The 19,798-nt window shown below is 69.5% G+C and carries 19 protein-coding genes; 4 read left to right on the forward strand and 15 right to left on the reverse strand.

All coding sequences use genetic code 11. The annotated features are described in order from the left end of the window. Positions 1-10: 10 nt before the first annotated feature. From ACFYW1_RS25055 to ACFYW1_RS25065, 3 genes are all read left to right on the forward strand, one after another. Complete coding sequence (locus ACFYW1_RS25055) at positions 11-2,620, forward strand: MDR family MFS transporter (protein ID WP_388997314.1); 2,610 nt, start codon at positions 11-13, stop codon at positions 2,618-2,620. Positions 2,621-2,761: 141 nt separating this feature from the next. Beyond that, positions 2,762-3,235 carry a carboxymuconolactone decarboxylase family protein gene (locus ACFYW1_RS25060; RefSeq protein WP_388997317.1) on the forward strand — a complete coding sequence of 158 codons (474 nt, stop codon included), beginning with the start codon at positions 2,762-2,764 and terminating at the stop codon, positions 3,233-3,235. A gap of 235 nt (positions 3,236-3,470) precedes the next feature. Continuing rightward, positions 3,471-4,043, forward strand: coding sequence for a dihydrofolate reductase family protein (locus ACFYW1_RS25065; RefSeq protein WP_388997320.1), 573 nt, complete (start codon positions 3,471-3,473; stop codon positions 4,041-4,043). 51 nt (positions 4,044-4,094) lie between these two features. On the opposite strand, the gene ACFYW1_RS25070 is transcribed toward ACFYW1_RS25065, so the two are convergent. From ACFYW1_RS25070 to ACFYW1_RS25140, 15 genes are all read right to left on the reverse strand, one after another. Further along, positions 4,095-4,838 carry a DUF6193 family natural product biosynthesis protein gene (locus ACFYW1_RS25070; RefSeq protein ID WP_388997323.1) on the reverse strand — a complete coding sequence of 248 codons (744 nt, stop codon included), beginning with the start codon at positions 4,836-4,838 and terminating at the stop codon, positions 4,095-4,097. Positions 4,839-5,225: 387 nt separating this feature from the next. Then, positions 5,226-5,867, reverse strand: coding sequence for an OmpA family protein (locus tag ACFYW1_RS25075; protein WP_388997568.1), 642 nt, complete (start codon positions 5,865-5,867; stop codon positions 5,226-5,228). Between the two features lie 16 nt (positions 5,868-5,883). Beyond that, positions 5,884-6,504: a hypothetical protein gene (locus ACFYW1_RS25080; protein ID WP_388997326.1), complete on the reverse strand. Its 621-nt coding sequence runs from the start codon at positions 6,502-6,504 to the stop codon at positions 5,884-5,886. Positions 6,505-6,535: 31 nt separating this feature from the next. Further along, entirely contained in the window at positions 6,536-7,138 is a 603-nt protein-coding gene (locus ACFYW1_RS25085) for a pilus assembly protein TadG-related protein (protein ID WP_388997329.1), read from the reverse strand. Further along, positions 7,138-7,368 (reverse strand): hypothetical protein, encoded by a 231-nt coding sequence (locus tag ACFYW1_RS25090; RefSeq protein ID WP_283853664.1) that lies wholly within the window; start codon positions 7,366-7,368, stop codon positions 7,138-7,140. Before ACFYW1_RS25090 ends, ACFYW1_RS25085 begins: the two co-directional genes overlap by 1 nt. A 245-nt stretch (positions 7,369-7,613) precedes the next feature. Further along, a complete protein-coding gene (locus tag ACFYW1_RS25095; protein WP_388997332.1) occupies positions 7,614-8,711 on the reverse strand; it encodes a response regulator in 1,098 nt (365 codons plus the stop codon). A gap of 61 nt (positions 8,712-8,772) precedes the next feature. Beyond that, positions 8,773-10,089 carry a sensor histidine kinase gene (locus ACFYW1_RS25100; protein WP_388997335.1) on the reverse strand — a complete coding sequence of 439 codons (1,317 nt, stop codon included), beginning with the start codon at positions 10,087-10,089 and terminating at the stop codon, positions 8,773-8,775. Positions 10,090-10,140: 51 nt separating this feature from the next. After that, positions 10,141-11,028: a DUF5936 domain-containing protein gene (locus ACFYW1_RS25105; RefSeq protein WP_388997571.1), complete on the reverse strand. Its 888-nt coding sequence runs from the start codon at positions 11,026-11,028 to the stop codon at positions 10,141-10,143. 14 nt (positions 11,029-11,042) lie between these two features. Then, positions 11,043-11,981 carry a type II secretion system F family protein gene (locus ACFYW1_RS25110; RefSeq protein ID WP_388997338.1) on the reverse strand — a complete coding sequence of 313 codons (939 nt, stop codon included), beginning with the start codon at positions 11,979-11,981 and terminating at the stop codon, positions 11,043-11,045. Positions 11,982-11,991: 10 nt separating this feature from the next. Further along, positions 11,992-13,329 (reverse strand): CpaF family protein, encoded by a 1,338-nt coding sequence (locus tag ACFYW1_RS25115; RefSeq protein WP_388997341.1) that lies wholly within the window; start codon positions 13,327-13,329, stop codon positions 11,992-11,994. Positions 13,330-13,398: 69 nt separating this feature from the next. After that, entirely contained in the window at positions 13,399-13,785 is a 387-nt protein-coding gene (locus ACFYW1_RS25120) for a TadE/TadG family type IV pilus assembly protein (RefSeq protein WP_388997344.1), read from the reverse strand. Beyond that, on the reverse strand, positions 13,782-14,165 hold the full coding sequence (locus ACFYW1_RS25125; RefSeq protein ID WP_388997574.1) for a TadE family protein: 384 nt from the start codon (positions 14,163-14,165) through the stop codon (positions 13,782-13,784). Before ACFYW1_RS25125 ends, ACFYW1_RS25120 begins: the two co-directional genes overlap by 4 nt. A 126-nt stretch (positions 14,166-14,291) precedes the next feature. Beyond that, positions 14,292-15,572: a CpaE family protein gene (locus ACFYW1_RS25130; RefSeq protein WP_388997347.1), complete on the reverse strand. Its 1,281-nt coding sequence runs from the start codon at positions 15,570-15,572 to the stop codon at positions 14,292-14,294. Between the two features lie 7 nt (positions 15,573-15,579). Beyond that, entirely contained in the window at positions 15,580-16,290 is a 711-nt protein-coding gene (cpaB, locus tag ACFYW1_RS25135) for a Flp pilus assembly protein CpaB (protein ID WP_388997350.1), read from the reverse strand. A 75-nt stretch (positions 16,291-16,365) separates the two neighbouring features. Beyond that, positions 16,366-17,232: a hypothetical protein gene (locus ACFYW1_RS25140; RefSeq protein WP_388997353.1), complete on the reverse strand. Its 867-nt coding sequence runs from the start codon at positions 17,230-17,232 to the stop codon at positions 16,366-16,368. A 694-nt stretch (positions 17,233-17,926) separates the two neighbouring features. Here ACFYW1_RS25140 and ACFYW1_RS25145 point away from each other — a divergent pair. After that, positions 17,927-19,663 (forward strand): chitinase, encoded by a 1,737-nt coding sequence (locus ACFYW1_RS25145; RefSeq protein ID WP_388997356.1) that lies wholly within the window; start codon positions 17,927-17,929, stop codon positions 19,661-19,663. Positions 19,664-19,798: the final 135 nt, after the last annotated feature.

A 19,798-nucleotide genomic window follows, 5' to 3' on the forward strand; every position in this document is an offset into this window, starting at 1 on the left:
CCTTGTTGTCGTGGACCAGTTGATCACCGAAGATCCGACACACATAGGCCCGTACCGTCTGATAGCCCGCCTGGGTGCGGGCGGCATGGGGCTGGTGTACCTCGGCCGCTCGGAAGCCGGGCGGACCGTGGCCGTGAAGGTGGTGCAGGCCGAGCACGCCCAGCACCCGGAATTCCGCAAGCGGTTCGCGCGCGAGGTGGCCGCGGCCCGGCGGGTGGGCGGGACATGGACGGCGGCCGTGCTCGACGCCGACACCGAGGCGCCGGTGCCCTGGGTGGCGACCCAGTACATCCCCGGGCCCGACCTGACCACCGTGGTCGCCGAGGACTTCGGTCCGCTGCCCGAGCATTCGGTGCGCACCCTCGCCAACCGTCTGGCGGTGGCCCTGCGGTCGGTCCACGGGGCGGGCCTGATCCACCGCGACCTGAAGCCGTCCAACGTACTGGTGACGGTGGACGGCCCCCGGGTCATCGACTTCGGCATCGCCCGGGCCATGGACAGCCTCGCCGGGGACAGCCTGCACACCCGCACCGGAATGCTCATCGGCTCCCCCGGCTTCATGTCGCCCGAGCAGGTGCGCGGCCTCGAACTCACCCCGGCCAGCGACGTGTTCTGCCTGGGCGCCGTCCTCGTGTACGCCTCCACCGGCCGCCTCCTCTTCGGCGCCACGGAGACCGGTCTGAACGCGCACCTCTTCCGGATCGCCGAGGAGGAGCCGGACCTGACCGGCGTACCGGAGTCGCTCGTCGACCTCGTGCGCGCCTGCCTGCACAAGGATCCGGCGCAGCGGCCCACCCCCGCCGACGTGGCCGCCCGCACCGCCGCCGACCCCGGCGGCGAATGGCTGCCCGGTTCGGTGCTCGCCCAGCTCGGGCGTCATGCCGCCCAGCTGCTGGACTTCGCCCCCGAGACGAGGACCGCACCGGCGGACCCGCGCGTCCCGGCCCAGCCGCTCCCGCCGCCGCCCGCGTACACCCCGACGGCGTCGGCGACACCCACGGACCACCGCCCGTCGCCGGGGTTCGGCCCCTTCGCGGATCCCGCACCGGGCGGCTACGCGAAGTCCCACGCCCCGGCGGGCACCCCGGCTCCGCACCCCCAGCGCTGGTGGGGGCTGGGGGTGGCCGTACTGGCGCAACTGCTGGTACTGGCCGGCGTCACGATCATGACCATGGCATTGCCGGCCATCGGCGCCGACATGAACCTTTCCACCGACGACATGGGCTCGATCGCCGTCGCCCACGCACTGGCCTTCGGCGGACTACTGCTGCTCGGCGGACACGTCACCGATCTCCTGGGCCGCAAACGCGCGCTGGTCATCGGTGCGGCCGGTTTCGCGGTGGCGTGCGCGATCGGCGGCACGGCCCCTTCCTCCGGCCTGCTCATCGGCGCCAACGCGTTGCAGGGCGCGTTCGCCGCGCTGCTCTCGTCGTCGTCACTGGCCCTGGTGTCCACCGACTTCACCGATCCGAAGGAACGCGGCAGGGCCTTCGGGATCTACGCCGCGGCCCTCGGCGGCGGTCTGGCGTTCGGCATGTTCGTGAACAGCCGGCTGTTCGAGAACCTGAGCTGGCGCATATGCCTGTACGCCGCTGCCGCGATCGCCGTGCTCCTCGTGATCGGCGCGTCCGCCCTGGTGCACGGCCACCCGGCGCGCACCTCCGCCCGTCTCGACCTGCCGGGCCTGCTGCTCGGTTCCGGCGCGCTCCTCGCCCTCGGCCTCGGCCTCGACCGGGCCCAGGTGGAGCACGGACCCGACATGACCACATCGGGCGGCTGGACCGACCTCCCGACCCTGCTGCTCCTCGCCGCCGGCGCACTTCTGCTGGTGGCCTTCGTGGGGTGGCAGACCAGGTCGTCCGGCTCGCTCCTCCCGCAGTCCTTCCTCATGGACCGCGACCGCGTCGGCACCCTCCTCGCCCTGGCCGCCCTCGGGCTGGGAACGTTCGCCGTGCTCCTGATCCTGACCAGGTACCTCCAGGGCGTCCTCGATTACCCGCCGGGCCGGATCGGTCTGGCCCTGCTGCCGATGGCCGGGGCGGCAGCCGTCGCCGCCACCCAGGTCTCCGCCCGGCTGTGCCACCGGCTGGCACCCCGCATGCTGATCGGGCCGGGGCTGTTGCTGGCAGCGGCCGGAACGGCGGTCCTGGCCGGCCTCGACGCCGACAGCACGTACACCGCCCGGATGCTGCCCGGCACCGTCCTCATCGGCCTCGGTGCCGGCCTGGCCCTCACCCCGCTCCTCACCACCGTGACCGAGGGAATCACCGCCCAGAGGCCCGGCGGGGCCTCGGCGGTGGTCCATGCGGCCCAGCAGCTGGGCGGCTGGATCGCCACGCCCCTGCTCGGCACGGTCCTCGCCTCGGCGGTCTCCACCCGGCTGAGCGGTACGACGGACATCCCCCCGCAGCTGGCCGCGGCGGCCCAGGCGGGCTACCCCCTCAGCCCGCACGGCCTTCCCGAGGGCCTGTCCGCCGCCGTGGAAGCGCTGAACGGGGCGGTCATGGACGGTTACTCCGTCGCCCTCTGGTGGACGGCCGGTCTCACCCTGCTCGCGGGCCTGCTCGCCGGGCTGCTGATCACGGCCAGGGCCCCGGGAACCGCCCCCGCCTCCCGGTGATCCGGCGCGGCGGCACGAGGCGGGCCCGTGCCCGTACCCGCGCCGTACCCCGAAGAGACGCAGGTCACATCCACCCCTGTCACAACCTGCCGGGCCGTTCCGTCAAGGAGGTGTAGTCATCGAAACGGCAAGGAGTTCACCATGGACGCCCGTCTGAACCTCTTCGAAAACTCGATCGCGACCAAGTTCCTGAGGCATGTCGTCTCGGCGGGCAAGGTGATCGCGGACTCGACGCTGCCGGCCACCACGCAGCACCTGGTCGAGATCCGTGCCAGCCAGATCAACGGCTGCGCCTTCTGCACCGACATGCACACCAAGGAGGCCGCCCACATCGGGGAGACCTCGACCCGCCTCAACCTGGTCGCCACCTGGCGCGAGGCCACGGTCTTCACCGACGCGGAGCGCGCCGCCCTGGAGCTGGCGGAACAGGGCACCCGCATCGCCGACGCGGCCGGTGGCGTCACGGACGAGGCATGGGCGAACGCGGCCAAGCACTACGACGAGGACCAGCTCGCCGCCCTGCTGTCGCTCATCGCCCTCATCAACGCCTTCAACCGGCTGAACGTCATCAACCAGCAGCCGGCCGGCGACTACAAGGTCGGCCAGTTCGGGTGACCGGCCGTTCGGGCGCACGCCCCGGCCCCCGGCGAGGGGTCCGGGGCGTGCGCCCGTTCCCGTCACTGCCGAAAGGAACACCGGCCGACTCCTGAAACAGGTGCGCGAAGACCGATGATTTTCTCGGCGATCCGCAGTCATATGGGCGATGGTTGGTGCAGCGCGGCCGCGAGGCGGTCCGACGGACACCGGCCGACCTGCCGCAAGCACACCGCACCACTTCGGGAGATCTCAGATGCGCACCCTGATCAGCACCGTCTTCGTCTCGCTCGACGGCGTCGTGGAGGCCCCGGGCGGGGAGCCCGGATACCGGAACTCGGGGTGGACCTTCAAGGACATGGAGTTCGTCCCGGAGGCGTTCGAGATCAAGGGCCGTGAGCAGGAGGAGGCCACCGCACTGCTGCTGGGCCGGGTCAGCTACCAGGCGTTCAGCCCGGTCTGGCCGGACATGCCGGAGTTCGCCGGCTACCGGCCGATGCCGAAGTACGTCGTCTCCACCACCTTCACCGAGGACGATCTGGTCTCCAACTGGGGCGAGACCACGATCCTGCGCTCGCTCGACGAGATCGCCGCCCTGAAGGAGACCGAGGGCGGCCCGATCATCGTCCACGGCAGCGCCACCCTCAACCGGAACCTCTCGGACGCCGGTCTGATCGACCGCTACCACCTGCTCGTCTTCCCCCTGCTGCTCGGTGCGGGCAAGCGCCTGTTCAGCGACACGGACAAGGACACCCAGAAGCTGCGGCTCGTCGAGCACGAGGCGTACTCCAACGGGCTGCAGAAGAACGTCTTCGACGTCGTCCGCTGACGTCCCGCCCGGCCCGGACCTCGGCTCGTGGCGGGCCCCGGCCCGCCGGAGTCATCCGCCGAGCGCGACCGGGCCGAGGTCGGACGGCAGTTGGCGCACGGCCAGCGCCACAGCCTCGTGCGCCGTGGCGAATCGGCCGAGGTCCTGACTGATGAATCCTCTGCCCACCCCGTACGTGCCGTCCTCGTTCGCGGTCAGACATGGTCCGACGATGGTCAGGTGCGGGCGGGTGGTGGTCGAGAAACGCAACACCCAGTGGCTCGTGAACGGGTAGAGGGCGCGCAGGGCCGGTTCGGCGTACGCCACCTCGACCAGGACCCGGTACCCCTCCTGCCAGGCACCCTGTTCCAGCTCCTCGGCCTCTTGGCGCATGCTCCGCCACTCGGACTCCGTCAGGCGTGCGGGATCGTGGTCGGGCACCTCGAACCGGCCGGTCAGGTGCACGAAGGGGGCCGCCCGGCGGATGTCGTCCAGGGGCGCCCCGTCGTGCCATGCCCGGGCCGCCCCGGCGATCTCCGCCAGGGCGTCCGTCCTGCCGTCGATCAGGGCCATGCCCTGGAACGGTTCCTCGCCACGGATCGACCACCGCCGTTCGTGCGCCCATGCGCTGATCCGCAGCGGCTCACGGTGCGGCAGGGTGCTCGTGACGGTCGCGTGGAGCAGCGGATCGGAGTCGGGGGACGTGACGGGTACGGCGTCGAGGCAGGATTCCGCCTCGGCCCGGAGCGCCGCGGCGAGGCTGCCGCGGGCCGCGACGTCGGGGTACAGGACAGCGGGATCAGGTGGAGTGGGCACGGCTCCCGATTGTGCCCGAATCGCTGGTGTCCCGAGGCGGCCCCGACGAATCGGCTCACGAGGAGACCGGCGGGCGGACTCCGGAGCCCGGGTCAGTCGAATGCCGGGCGCAACTCGTCGTGGATCGTCCGGAAATTCCGGGGGGTCATCTTCCAGCGCGTCTCGTCGGCATCGCGGACGACGCCCCTGTCGCACCGAACCGCCACCGGTTGGCACGGCGCGCGCCCGTCCGCCACAGCTCCTGGGCGTACTCGACCGGCAGATCGGGGTCGGCACCGGGCGGGAGGTCGAGCCCGATCGGGTCGCCCTGGCGGTAGCCGGAACGCGGCAGGGGCCCGGCACCGCGATGTGCTCGCGGTGCCGGGCCCCTGCTGATGGCGCGGTTCCTCAGGAAGACGTGCTGCGCGGGAAGGAGACCTCCACGCGCCGGTTCTTCTTCCGGCCCTCTTCCGTGCCGTTGTTGGCGATCGGGTACTGCTCGCCGTAACCACGGATCTCGAAACTGATGCCCGACCCGAGCTCCTTGACCAGCACCCCGTGCACGGCGTTGGCGCGCTGCTTGGACAGCACGTCGCCGTGGGCCGACGAGCCGAGGTTGTCGGTGAAGCCGAAGACGCGCACCTTGGTGGCGTTCTGCTTCTTGATCTCGGTGGCGATGGCCGCGATGCGGGAGTTGGCCGCGGGGCTCAGCTTGGCACTGTCCTTGCCGAAGAGGACCTCGGCCTGGAGCGCGAACTTGACGTTCGCGTTGGTGTCCTCACGACGCTCTTCGCCGCCTTCGTCCTCGATCACCTGGACGATGTCGAGGACCTTGGCGGGGGCGAGCGTGCCCCCCTCGGGCATCTTCAGGTCGGTGTCGTTGGGGTCGACCTTCACCGGCGGCACCGATGTCGCCTCCGTGCCCGGGGGAACGGAGGGGCCGTCGTCGGCAACGGCGTTGGATGCGCCGAGGACGCCGACACTCGCCACCAACAACGCGGTGGCGACGACATGGCTCGCCAGGTACGGCGGCCTACGACGAGTACGGATGTGGTTCACGTCCGCCTCACCCGGAGATCTTGAGCGACGTGGTGGCGAAGGTCGGCAACACGAAGTCGACCTCGGTCGTGGTGCTGGGCGGCGCCGGGAACTGCATGAACACGGGGGTCGAGCCGTTGGGCTGGAGCGGCAGGATGCCCGTGGTGCAGAGGCAACGGCCGTCCGTGTCCCTCAGAACGTAGTAACGCTTCTTCCCCGCCTTGTCGACCAGCGCGGCACCGGCCACCGAGTTGGGGTTCTTCTCGACGAGCAGTTCCTCGGAACCGGACCAACCGCTGGTGGGCTGGTTCATGTCGCTCCCGTTCTTGACCTCGCCCTGCACCGTGACGAAGCCACCGGAATCACGCTTCACCTGGTTGATGACCAGGGTGATCCCGCGTTGACCCCTGATTTCGGCGAGCTTCACATTCGGGTCCACGTTCTCCCCGGCAGCCGTGTCCTGCGGCTTCTCGTCCTCCTTGTCCCCGTCCGAGGACTTGGAAGGAACGGAGGAGGGCGACGAGCCGGCGTCATTGGACTTGTCGCCGCCGTCGTCGGTGCCGCAACCGGCGACGGCCAAGGCCATCGCAGCCGCCAGCGAGACGGCTGCCACAGCCCTTCGGGACCTGGTGGAGCGCCGAATGCTCATGGGTTCTGATTCCTTTACTCGTCGTTCGCCATCAATTGTCGACCAGGTGCACGTCGTAGAGGATCCTGCTCACCGTGGACCAGGGCGGAGGACTGGCCGGCGCGATCTGGAGGAAGTCGCTGCCGCACGTGAAGAAGAACATGTCCCGGATGCTGTCGTTGTTGTAGTCGACCGACTTCCAACTGCAGCGGAACTTGATGACGGCGGTGGCCTCTGCCTCCGCCTTCTCGTTCTTCGATCCGGGAAGTACCGGTGAGTCCACCGGCTTGTGTCCCCGAACCTTCACCTTGATCCGGTCTTCGTAGCCGCCAGGCATCGGAATGCAGCTCACGAGATCCGCCTTGTTGGCCGAAGCGAGCCCTGATGCTGCGGAGCAGCCGCCCACCGGGTGGGCATTGAGGTAGGCGTCGAGCAAGTCCTCGGGGAGCGAGGCGAGGAATCCGGCCTGGAACTCCTCGCGGGCCTGGCGTGCCGCGGCCAGAGCTGCCGCGTCCGCCGCCCCCTGGGCGCTGTTGCGCAAGGCTGCTGCCTTGCCGACGGCAAAGAATGCGAACACGAGGAAGAGCAGGCCCGCCACCATCACTACATAGATGGGGAAGGCCTGCCCTGCGTCTCGGCGTTTAGTGCCGGTCATCAGCCCGAGGTGATGGAGGACACCAGGCCCTGGATGCGGCTCGAGATCGCGCCACCGATACCCGTGGCCATGATCGCACCGATGATCGCCACGACCACCAGGATGATGCCCAGGTACTCGAACGCCGTCTGGCCGCGGTCCTTGGCCTCGTAGCGCTTCTGGATGGCGCTGACGGCGGTGTTGGCCCAGCCGTTGACGCGAACGGCGGTCTTCAGAGTGATGTTCGACATGGTGTTCCCCTCCGGGTTCGGCCGACCGGTAGTCGGCCGACTCGCAAGTTTCCTGGGTGTCGCCCGCGGTACCGGCTTCCTCCTGGCCGGTGCCGCTGGCGACATGAGAAACATACGGCGGCGCGCCCCGCTCGCCGGAGGGCCCCAGGGCCCATTCCCGGGCCCAAAGCGTCAGTTGGGTCTGCGGGACCGGCGCACCGCGCCAGGGCCCACGTCCCGTCGTACTCCCGTTCGCACTCCCGCGCTCAGCCACGGTGACCACCGGCCTCGCGCGCCCCTCGCCCCGCGGAGGGGGCCGTGCCGAGCCAGCGGGCGATGGCCTCGCTGCGGCTCGTGCTGTGCAACTTGGTGAAGATGCGGTTGATGTGGTTCTTGACCGTCTTCTCGCTGATGAAGCAGGTGGCGGCGATCTGCTGATTGCTCATGCCGGACGCGATCAGCTCCATGACCTCCACCTCCCGTGAACTCAGCCCGTACTGCTGCCTGTTGAGCGACGCACCCGGTTCCCCGGTCATGGAAGACTGTGCCACAACTGGTTGCAGATGCGAAAGACCTTGGGGTGCTCGAACAGGTCGCGGCGCAGGTGGAGCCGGTTCGGGCATGGGTGCGTGTGCAGGCGCACCGTGTTGCTGAACGGAACTCGGGGCGTGGCCGTCGTACCCGGGGCCCTGGTAGGGAACGCCGGTGGTCAGCGCCGTTCCGAGCCCCTCGGGGAGCGGTCGCGACTGCGGCCTCGGGCCCTGGCGCATGTGGGCGAGGAGGGCGTTGGCGGCGGTGGCGGTGAAGTGGGCGCGGCCGTCCTTCGTGTCGCGCACGGCCTGCACCAGCTGGTCGGCCGTGAACTCGCCGTGGACCAGGTAGCCGCCGGCGCCCAGGCGCAGTGCCTCGTGGACGATCTCGTTCTCGCGGCTGTAGGTCAGCATCATCACGGGTGCGACCTGCACGAGGTGGGGCAGCGCGGAGAGGCCGTCGACACCGGGCATCCGGACGTCGAGCAGGACGACGTCCGGGCGGTGCAGGACGGCCATGTCGTAGGCCTGACGGCCGTCCGTGGCCTCCGCGACGACTTCGATGTCCTCGCGGCCGGAGAGCAGGACGCCGAGGCCGGCCCGGACCACGGGGTTGTCGTCGGCGACGACGACCCGCAGGACGCCGGCCACCGGTCGGTTCAGTGCTGCCGGGAAGGGGGGCAGGGGCTCGGATGCCGCGGACTGCTGGGAAACGGGGAAGGCGTGGGAACCGGGTTCCGAGTCGAGCGGGGTGACGTGCGAGGACGTGTGCTGGGACGCGTGGTTCTGCGCGGCCCAGTTCTGGCCCGACGCGCGGGAAATGTCGTCCGGCATCTGCGACCTCCTCTCAAGGGTCTATGGGGGGTGAGGGTGGAGTACGGACGGTTCATGCGGTTCATGCGGCTTGCTCCGCGCCGGGGGCGGCGGTCAGAGCGGCGATCGGGAGTTCCAGGCGCACCTCGGTGCCCTTGGCCGCCTGGCCCTTCCCGATCCGGATGCGGGCGCCGATGGACGCGGCACGTTCGACCATGCCGACCAGACCGAAGTGTCCGGCGTGCCGGAGGTCGTCGAGCGTCGTGCCCGGTGGCAGGCCGCGCCCGTCGTCGTACACGCTGACGCGCAGGACGTCGCCCTTCACGCCTGCGAGCACGACGAGGTAGGTGGGTTGTGCGTGACGGTGGGCGTTCTCCATCGCCTCGGACGCGATGGTGAGCAGTTGGCGGGCGACGACCTGGGGGACGTGCGGTATCGGTACGTCGTTGAGGAGCCGGAAGGTGGCGGTGAGACCGTGCCGTCGGGTGAAGTCGTCGGCACGGGCCCTCAGTTCGCGTACGACGTCCACGCCGCCGTCGAGGCCGGACTCGCGACGCAGGTCGGAGAGGAGTTCCCGGGACTCGGCGGCGGCCCGGCGGGCGGAGCGGGCGACCAGTTCGGCCTGGTGCTTGACGGTGAGCGGGTCCATCCGGTCGGAGGAGGCCGCCAGGCCGTCGGCCGCCAGTGCCAGGCCGTGCAGGGTCTTGGCCACCGAATCGTGCATCTCCCGGGCGAGGCGGGTGCGCTCGCCCTCCACGGCCTCGTTGACGGCGAGGCGGGCCCTGGTCTCGGTGAGGGCCTGGCTCGCCGTCCCGAAGCGCAGGAGCAGGTTGCGCAGGGTGACGCCGACGGCGCCGGCTATGCAGCAGAAGCCCGGGAGCAGGATCGCCGTGGCGTCGGCGGGCTGGAGCTTCGGGTTGGTGTTGTACACGCCGAGGACGATGATGATCTGGAGGGCGGCGAAGACCGCCGCGCCGCGCCAGCCGTAGACGAGCCCGGCCAGCAGCGGGGTGCAGACGGTGACGTACGCGAGGGTGGACTCGGGGCTGGCCGTGATCAGCAGCAGGGCGCCGAAGAAGGCGTCGATGCCCAGCAGCCAGGGGTAGCGCAGCAGGACCGGGCCGAAGCGCTCCCAGTCACGGAACAGGACGTACGACCCCATGAACGTGACGAGGATGGCCGAGCCGATCAGCCATGAGGCCGGCCCCGCCGCGGTGTGGTTGATCGCGAACGGGGTGGCTATGGCGATCATGGCGAGCCGGAAGCCGAAGACCTGGCGGCACATCGCCTGGAGCGCGTTCAGCTGGATCGCGAACGCCGGCCGTGAGCCGGGATCGGCGATCGCCTGACGCACCTCGGCGTTCAGCCCGTTCTGGGCGCTGCCGAGCGGGAACGACATGAGCCTGCCACCTCCTTCCGACCTTCCTGCCCACCGTCCGCCTCGTCCACGTCATCCGCCTGCGAGGAACCCGAAGTCGATGTTGGCCCCGTAGACGAAGCCGACCGTCAGCAGCACCAGCGTTCCGGGCAGCAGGAACGTGGTGACGGCGAAGGTCGCCTTGGGGACGGCCCTGGCCGCCTTCCGGCGGGCGTTCTGGGCGTCCGTGCGCCGCATGTCGTTGGCGATCTGGATCAGCGTCTCGACGATCGGCGCACCGAGCTCCTCGCCCTGCTGGAGCGTGGTCACGAACATCGCGACCTGCTCGGAGTCGTTGCGCTTGCGCAGCTGATCGAACGCCTCACGACGACTGACGCCCATGTCCATCTGCCGCAGGGTGATGCGCAGTTCGTCGGCCCAGGGGCCTTCGTACTTCTCCGCCACGCGCCCCAGAGCCTGCCGGAAGCCGAGGCCGGCCGACACGACGACGGCGAGCACGTCGAGGAAGTCCGGAAGGGTCCGGTCGATGTGGTCGCGGCGGATGCGGACCGCGGACCAGAGGCCGACCTCGACCCAGAACATGCCGAAGGCGACCAGCAGCAGGGCCAGGAAGATCTGGCCGCGCATGAGCATGCTGAAGGCGCCGAGCGCGCCGAGGCCGCCGTAGACGGCGCGGCGTGCCGCGTAGCGGTCGATGGTCAGACCGCCCGGGTTGCCCGCCATGTCGATCTGGCGGCGCTTCTTGTTGACGGCCTTGGGGCCCATCATCCGCAGGACCGCGGGGGCCCAGCGCATGCCGAGACGGTCGATGCCGGAACCCACCGCGCTGGTGCGGGTGGAGCCGACCTCCAGCGCGATCGCGAGGTCGCCGGGAAGCTTCGCGTCGCGGCGGTACATGCGGATGCCGGCGATGGCGCCGTACACCGCGAGCCCCATGATGCCTGCGAGCACCAGATCCATGTTCGCCCCGCCCATCAGACGTCGATCTTGGACATGCGGCGGATCACGATGAATCCGATCGCGTACAGGACGATGGAGATGACCACCGCGGTCTGGCCGATGAAGGCGCCGGTCATCCGGTCGAGCGCGCCGGGCATGACCGCGTCCATCAGGAGCATGGTCCCCAGGCCGAACATCGGTACGGCGTAGGCGGTGACGGTGACCTGGGAGAGCTGGGTCTTGACCTCTCGGCGGGTCTCCTTGCGCTCCTCCAGCGTCTCGGTGAGGTTGCGCAGCGAGCTGACGACCGTACCACCGGCCCGGTTGGACAGCACGAGGGTGGTGACGAGGACGACGAGTTCGCGGGAGGGCAGCCGGTCGGTCAGCTCGCTCAGCGCGTCGTCGAGGGACTCGCCGACGGCGAGGCGCCGGGAGACCCGGGCCAGCTCCTCACCGGCCGGGTTCTCCATCTCGTCCGCCGCCATGCCGATCGAGGTGCGCAGGGCCAGGCCGGCCTGGGTGGCGTTGGCGAGGATGCGGGCGAGTTCGGGGAGCTGGTTGATGAAGCGCTCGGTGCGCTTGGTCCGCTGCCAGTTCAGGAAGGCGTTGGTGCCCCAGAGACCGATCAGGGCGGCGACCGGGCCGAAGAAGCTGGCGAGGAGCGACGAGGCGATCATCCAGAGCCCGGCCAGGGCGGCGAGCGCGTAGACGAAGAACTCGCCCGGGGTGAGCTCCAGGCCGGTGGCGGCCAGCTTGAGTTCGAGCTTCCGGCCCAGACCGATCTTGCGCAGCTTGGCGTCGAAGCCCCGGAAGCGGCGCCGCCGCCCGCCCTCCGGGATGTGTCCCGTGTGCGAGAGCCGGTCCACCAGGGCGTCGCGGTCGGCCTTGCCGCCGCTGTAGGCGTGCAGGCCCATCACGCCCGTGACGCCGGCCAGCAGCGTCACACCGATGGTGAGAAGAGGAAGATTCGTCATGGCGCGTTACCTAGTTGGCCTCTCGGGTGGCGAGCTGATCGGCGGATTCGGCGACTCCGAAGGCCTGCGGGATGGGCTGGCTGGCCATGTAGAGGCGTTCGGCGATCCTGCGCGGGATGGGGAGGTAGTTGAACTCGCCGTTGATCCGTCCCTCGGCGTCCATCGGCTGGGCGTCGAACTTGGCGACGGTCACGATGCGGTAGGGATCACGCCCGTGGGAGTCGAGGACGGCGATCTCGGTGATCTTTCGGGAACCGTCGGCGTGCCGGGTGAGCTGGACGATCACGTCGACGGCGCTGTTGATCTGGTCGTGCAGCGCCTCGAAGGGGATCTTGATCTCGGACATCGAGGCGAGGGTCTGCAGACGCATGAGCGCGTCCTCGGCGTTGTTGGCGTGGACCGTGGCGAGCGAGCCGTCGTGACCGGTCGACATCGCCTGGAGCATGTCGAGCGACTCGCCGCCACGGACCTCACCGACGACGATGCGGTCGGGACGCATACGCAGGGAGTTGCGGACCAGGTCACGGATGGTGATCTGGCCCTTGCCCTCGACGTTCGCCGGCCGGGACTCCAGCCGGATGACGTGGCTCTGCTGGAGCTGGAGCTCGGCGGAGTCCTCGATGGTGACGATGCGCTCGCTGTTGGGGATGAGCCCGGAGAGCGCGTTGAGGAGCGTCGTCTTCCCGGTACCGGTGGCCCCGGACACGATGACGTTCAGCTTCGCCTGGACGAACCCGGCCAGCAGGATCAGCATCTGGTCGTCGAGCGAGCCGACGTTGATCATTTCCTGGAGCGTGAAGGCCCTGGGGAACCGTCGGATGGTGAGCGTGGCACCGGTCAGCGACAGCGGCGGGATGATCACGTTGACACGCTCACCACTGGGCAGTCGCGCGTCGACCATGGGGTTCTGCTCGTCCACACGGCGGTTGACCGTCGACACGATGCGTTCGATGGTCTGCATGAGCTGCTCGTGCGAGCTGAAACGCATGGGCAGCTGCTCGACCTTGCCGCTGCGCTCCACGAAGATCTGGTCCGGCCCGTTCACCATGATCTCGGTGATGGACGCGTCCTCCAGGAGCGGTTCCAGGATGCCGAGGCCGAGGGCCTCGTCCACGACCCGGCGGATCAGCTGGGTGCGCTCGACCGTCGAGAGAACCGGCCCCTCACGGCTGATGATGTGGCTGAGCACGCGCTCCAGCCGGGCCCGCCGGTCCGCGGCGGCGAGCGAGGACATCTCCGCCAGGTCGATCTCTTCGAGCAGCTTGGCGCGGTAGACGGCCACCATGTGGCTGTCCTCCCGCGCCCCGCCGTTCTTCTCGGGGGCGCTCATGCGTGCCCGCAGGCTCATTGCGTAACTCCTCGTTCCGTCTTGCTTGTTGAGCCGCTGGAGAGATCGTGGAGCGGCGTGCCGCGGCCGTCAGGTGCGGGGCATCGTGGAGCTGCGCTCGGCGGTGCCCCAGATGTTGACGCCCGGAAGGATGTCGGGCACCTTGACGCGGGTCGTGCAGGTGATCTCTTGGCCGGAGCCACTCGTGCGGATGCGGGCCCGCTTGGCGGTCCAGCCGCTCATCGCGTCCTTGCCCGCCTCGACGTCGCAGCCGCCGCCGAGCGACATGCTGGCCGAACGCGCCGCCGCGCGGGCCCCCGTGCCCGCCTGGTTGGCGGCGTACGCGGCGAGGCCCGCCTGGATCGCGAGGAGGCCGCACAGGAGCATCAGGGGAATGAAGCCCAGGTACTCGATGGCGACCTGGCCGCGGTCGCGGCGGGTGGCCTTGGCGCCGGAGTCAGGAGTGTGCTTGCTCATCGTCGGTCCGCCTCCACCGGGAATGCGCCGTTGCCCTTGACCTCGAACGGCCAGTTGAGTACGCCGGGCACCAGGACGGGCACCTGGAGCTTGACCTCGGCCTTGTACATGCCGCCGGAGGTGCGGCACCTGGGGTTCTTCATCTCGTCCTCCCAGGCGTCCGGCAGGTTCTCCTTGGCCGCCTCCCGGCACGCCTGACCGCGCATGCTCTGCGCGATCGCTCCCGCGTGCGCGGCCTTGTCCGCGGAGTTGCCCGCCAGGGAGAACGTGTAGCCGATCAGCGCGCACTGCCAGAGCGCGATCATCAACAGGATGATCAGCGGTGTGACGCCCAGGAACTCGATCGCGGTCTGTCCCCGGTCGCGCCCGCGGCCCGACAGGCCACCGCGTACCGGTCCCCTCGCGGTATCTCGTTCCGGACCCCGTGCCGGGGAAGGGTCACCGTGCTGCCTTCCCCGTATCTCCGTGTCTCTCGTCTCGGTGATTGCCATTGGTCAACTTGCCCCCTAGGTCGTCGCCCGGTTCCGGGAGTCGCTGTCGCGCCGGCGCCCGATCGAGCCCCGGTCGTTCTTGAACTTCGCGTTGCTCTTCGCGCCGTTCTTTTCCGCCTTCTCAGGAACCTTGACGATGCCCAGCTCTCCCGCAAGGGCCCAGAGGGCCTGTTTGACCGTGCTCTTGGAATCGAGCTCGTGCAGTCGACCCGCGTCGACCACGCTCTGGAGTTCCTTGAAGTTCGCGGGGACGGCCGTGTCGGCCGTCCTGGTGCCGGTGATCTTCTCGATCAGCTGCGGCTGGATCTCGGTGTTGCGGATGAAGCGGTTGACGAGGGTGACCGTCTCCTCCGCCTTGCGGATCTGGAGCCGGTCCCACATCCGTACGACCCGCTTGGCGCCGCGCACCGCGATCACGTCGGGGGTGGTGACCAGCAGCGAGGTGTCCGCCATCTCGATGGCCGCCGCGTTGGCGCCGTTCAGCTGGCTACCGCAGTCGATCACCACGACCTCGTTGCGCGAGCGCAGGGCGCTGACGATCTGCCGGGCCGAGCGGTCGCTGACCTCCTCGGCGCTCTCCCCCTCGCTGGGGGCGAGCAGCAGCGACAGGCCGGTGTCGTGGCTGAACACGGCGTCGGCCAGGACGCGCGGCGAGATGTCGGTGATCGTCGACAGGTCGACGATGGAACGCCGGAACTGCACGTCGAGGTACGAGCCGATGTCACCGGCCTGGAGGTCCATGTCGACCAGGGCGACGGTGCGCCCGGACGCCTGGGCCGCCAGGGCCAGCTGCACGGCGGTGATGGTGGCGCCCACCCCGCCCTTGGCGCCGCTGACGGTGACGACCGTACCGCCGGGTCCGGTGAAGACGTCGTTGCCGGTGGACAGGTGGCGGCGCACCCCGACGGACCATTGGGCCGCGGATTGAACCCTGTTGGCCAGTTCTTCGTAACTGAGGGGGAGGGTGACGACGCCTCGTGCGCCCGACTCCATCGCGGACGAGAACAGACCGGGGGTGACATCGGCGGTGATCAGCACGACACCGATGGCGGGGAAGCGGAGGGAGACCTCCCGGATCAGTTCCAGTGCCGGCACCGGCCCGATCCGCTCGTGGACCAGGACGACCTCGGGCAGATCGTCGAGCGATTCGCCGGCGAGCCGGGCGAGGGTGTCGATGAGCTGCGTCGAGTCACTGACCGGGGCGGCCGGCTCCGCTTCGGGGAGCTGGCTGAGCAGGGTGCTGACGGATCTGGCCGCGTCGACGTCACCGACGGCCGGGAGGATCCTCGTGGTCATTCGATCCTCACTTGTCCTTGTCGAGCGTGTAGGTGCGGTCGCCCGGACGGATGGTGCTGTCGCTGCCGGAGGCCAGGAGCGCGAGGCGTACGTGCTCGGCGAAGGACTCGGCGTAGGCGATGCGCTGGGTGTCGAGGGTGTTGAGCGCGAAGGTGATCGGGACGGCCTCGGTGCCCATGTTGGTCTTGCTGCCGTCGGTGCGGGGCTCCAGGGCGGTCAGCTTGCCGACGTCCAGCACCTTGGCGTTGGAGACGATGACCTTCGACTGGGAGGGGTCGCCGTCGCGCTCACCGGCGAAGGTGGCGTAGATGTTGACGGTGGCGCCGGGGGTGATCTTGCCCGCGACACCGGTCGCGGCGTCGATCATGATGGCGATCTCCTGCTCCCCGGGCTGCAGTTCGGGGCGCCGCTGCATCATGTCGGACTGGAGCAGCGAGCCCTTGCGCAGCTGGGTGACGGCGATCTTGCCGTTGACCTCGGAGAGGTCGGTCACCGCGTTGGTGGACAGCCAGCGCTTGGGCATCGAGATCTTCTCGAACTGCCCGGCGGACAGAGCGGTGTAGGGGGCCACGTCGGACTTCAGCTGGTAGGCCGAGACCTCCGGCCCGACCTTGGAGTTGACATCGCTGATGACCGAGAGCACGCCGGCAAAGGCGCCGAAGGCGCACAGAACCGACAAAAGCAGGAGTATCACGCCACGGCGCTGACGGGAGTTCATGGGCCGGACAACCTCGTTCGATTCGGATGCTGGGGGCAGCGGACGGAAAGGCGTCTACGGAGGAAAGCGGAAGCGCTAGGACTGCGGTGGTGCGAGCGCTCCATGGCTGAGGACACCGGCTGGGTGCGTTCGGTTCTCGGCCGCGGGAAGCGGGGAGGAGCAGAACCCGCAGCGATCACCGATGAGTTCCATCCCGCACCAGTGGCAGTTCTCCCGGCGTACGGAGGAGACCAGCTGGTACAGGACGGAGAGGTCTGGCAGGTAGGCGGCGAATTCCACCAGTTTTCCGGTTCCCCACCAGGCGGAGGAAGCGGAGGGGAGCGTGGCCTCGTGGACGGACTGGACCTTCCACGCGGGCGCGAGGGTCTCCTTCACCCACTCGGACTGCGACTGCCCCTTGGCGGTCATCAGATGAGTGGCGAATTCGGGGCCGGTCGGGGGTTCCGTCTTCGGACCGACCTTGACGAGCTGCGGCTCGGGGGCCGCGACCACGGCGAACTGGGAGCCGGGCACCCAGGACTGGGCGTGCGTCCTGAGGTCGACCGGGACCCGGTCGAACTTGGCGACCGAGTGCAGCAGGGCGCCCGCGTGGATGTAGTGCGTCAGCAGCCGGGCGGCGGAGGCGACCACTCCCGGGCTGAAGTCGCAGATGGACAGCTGGCGCAGCTGCCGGACGAGCACGGCCACGCCCAGCGGCGGCAGGTCCACCTTCACCAGGGCGATGCGATCGCTCTCCAGGACCGCGCGGACGGAGTAGAGCCGACGTTCATGGGCGGACGAGATGCCGGTCGGGTAGACGGCGACGACATAGCCGTGCTGTTCGAGCAGCACGTGCATGTCACCGATGGCCATCTCCAGGGCCTGGGCATCCGGAGCCTGCAGCAGGGCGGCTGTCGGCGTCTGCTGATCGGTCGGAGGTAGTACCAGGTCAGCACTGGTCACTGCTATTGCGGTCGGCACGCTGTTCCCCGTTTCGGCTCCGGCCGACGCCGGTCATGACGTCGGCCGCAATCGCTCCTGCTCCGCGGTTCTGCCTCAGCACTTTATCCACGTCTTACCTGGCAGAGAACACTTTTCGGAGGCCAGTCCGACAACGTGTACGAGGCGCCCACGTAACGCCGCGGTGCTAAATCGGATCAAATCGAAAATCGTCAACTTCTGTACAACTGCGGAGGGTTACCGAGACACCTTCCGGTTACCCGACTCGGAAATTCATCGCCGCACGTCAGAGCGGTGAAGGGTGATTCACTACCCCCTCCGATGAGGGGTGGTTCGTCACTGTCCGGACACCCCCGGCACTTCACCCGCATGAGGTTGCGAGGCTGCAACAAAACGTCAATCCACAGCTGGGAACGGGCCACTCAGGGACACCTCCGGGGGTATTCACGGACCTCCGGAGGGACTGTTCCGGAGGGCCGAACAGACCCGCCCGCCACACCCCCTCGCCGCCAGAGGTCTTGACAACTCGATTGGTCTGGACCAGCTTTGTCGGCCAGCGGTGGCCACCGTTCCTCTACTCCGTCTCCCCTTCATCTGCCCGTCACCTCCCGGCCGTTCCGAAGTGCCGCCGGTCCACCCCGTCGGCCCATCCCCAGGCACCCCGGCAGGCATCCCCGACTCCCCACGGAGGCAGCAAGTGGAACCTTCCCCCGTCAACGGACGCAGAACCCGCAGGCGTTACCGCCGCCCGCTCGTCGGCGTCGCGACGGCCGTCCTCGCGGCCGGTGCGCTGACCGCCACGGGCATGGCGGGCAGCGCCGAGGCCGCCGACGTCAACGTCGCCAGGAACGCGGGCTTCGAGTCCGGGCTCGCCAACTGGTCCTGCACCGGCGGCACCGCCACCACCGTCTCCTCCCCGGTGCACGGCGGCACCTCCGCGCTCCAGGCCACCCCGACCGGCCAGGGCACCGCCCGGTGCACCCAGACCGTGTCCGTGAAGCCCGACTCGACGTACACGCTCAGCTCCTGGGTCCAGGGCGGTTACGCGTACCTCGGCGCGAGCGGCACCGGAACCACCGACGTGTCCACCTGGTCCCCCGGCTCCGGCAGCTGGACCCGGCTCACCACCAGCTTCAAAACCGGCCCGAACACCACCTCGGTCGACGTCTACACGCACGGCTGGTACGGCCAGGCCGCCTATCTGGTGGACGACGTGTCCGTCAGCGGCCCCGACGGCGGTGGCAGCACCGACCCCGATCCCGAGATCCCCGCGCCTCCCGCCGGTCTCGGCGTCGGCACGACCACGTCCACCTCCGTCGCCCTGTCCTGGAACGCGGTGCCCGGCGCGAGCAACTACACCGTCTACCGCAACGGTACGAAGGCGACCACGGCCACCGGCACCTCGGCGACGGTCACGGGGCTGACCGCCGACACCGAGTACCAGTTCTCGGTGACCGCCACCAACGCGGCCGGCGAGTCCGCCAAGTCCGCCTCCGTCAGCGCCCGCACCGCCAAGGAGGGCGGCGGCGAGCCCGGCCCCGGCCCCTCGGTGCCCAAGCACGCGGTGACCGGCTACTGGCAGAACTTCAACAACGGCGCGACGGTGCAGAAGCTCAGCGACGTGCCCGCGAACTACGACATCATCGCGGTCTCCTTCGCCGACGCCACGAACACCCCGGGCGCCGTCACCTTCAACCTGGACACCGCCGGCCTGAACGGCTACACCGTCGACCAGTTCAAGGCCGACATCAAGGCGAAGCAGGCGGCCGGGAAGAACGTCATCATCTCGGTCGGCGGCGAGAAGGGCACCGTCTCCGTCAACAGCGACGCCTCGGCGGCCAACTTCGCCAACTCGCTCCACTCGCTGATCCAGGAGTACGGCTTCAACGGCGTCGACATCGACCTGGAGAACGGCCTCAACTCCACGTACATGACGAAGGCGCTGCGCTCCCTGTCGCAGAAGGTGGGCTCCGGCCTCGTCATCACCATGGCCCCGCAGACCATCGACATGCAGTCGACCGCGGGCGAGTACTTCAAGACGGCGCTCAACATCAAGGACATCCTGACCGTCGTCAACATGCAGTACTACAACAGCGGCGCGATGCTCGGCTGCGACGGCAAGGTCTACTCGCAGGGCTCGGTGGACTTCCTCACCGCGCTGGCCTGCATCCAGCTGGAGGGCGGCCTCGCCCCGTCGCAGGTCGGTCTCGGCGTGCCCGCCTCGCCGAGCGCCGCGGGTGGCGGATACGTCGCCCCGTCGGTGGTGAACGCGGCCCTGGACTGCCTGGCCTCCGGCACCAACTGCGGTTCCTTCAAGCCCTCGAAGACGTACCCGGCCATCCGCGGTGCGATGACCTGGTCGACCGCCTGGGACGCCAAGTCGGGCAACGCCTGGTCGAACGCGGTGGGCCCGCACGTCCACGGCCTGCCGTAGCCACGGACCGGCCCCGTCCATGACCAGCAGCGCCGCCGCTCCCCCGGCGGCGCTGCTGCGTGTCGCGGGTCCGGCGCCCTCCGCGGCCGGCCCCGGGCAGGTCGCGGACCGGCAACGGAGTGCCGGGTACCTCCC

This window comes from Streptomyces sp. NPDC002669, assembly GCF_042889165.1.
Lineage (GTDB): Bacteria > Actinomycetota > Actinomycetes > Streptomycetales > Streptomycetaceae > Streptomyces.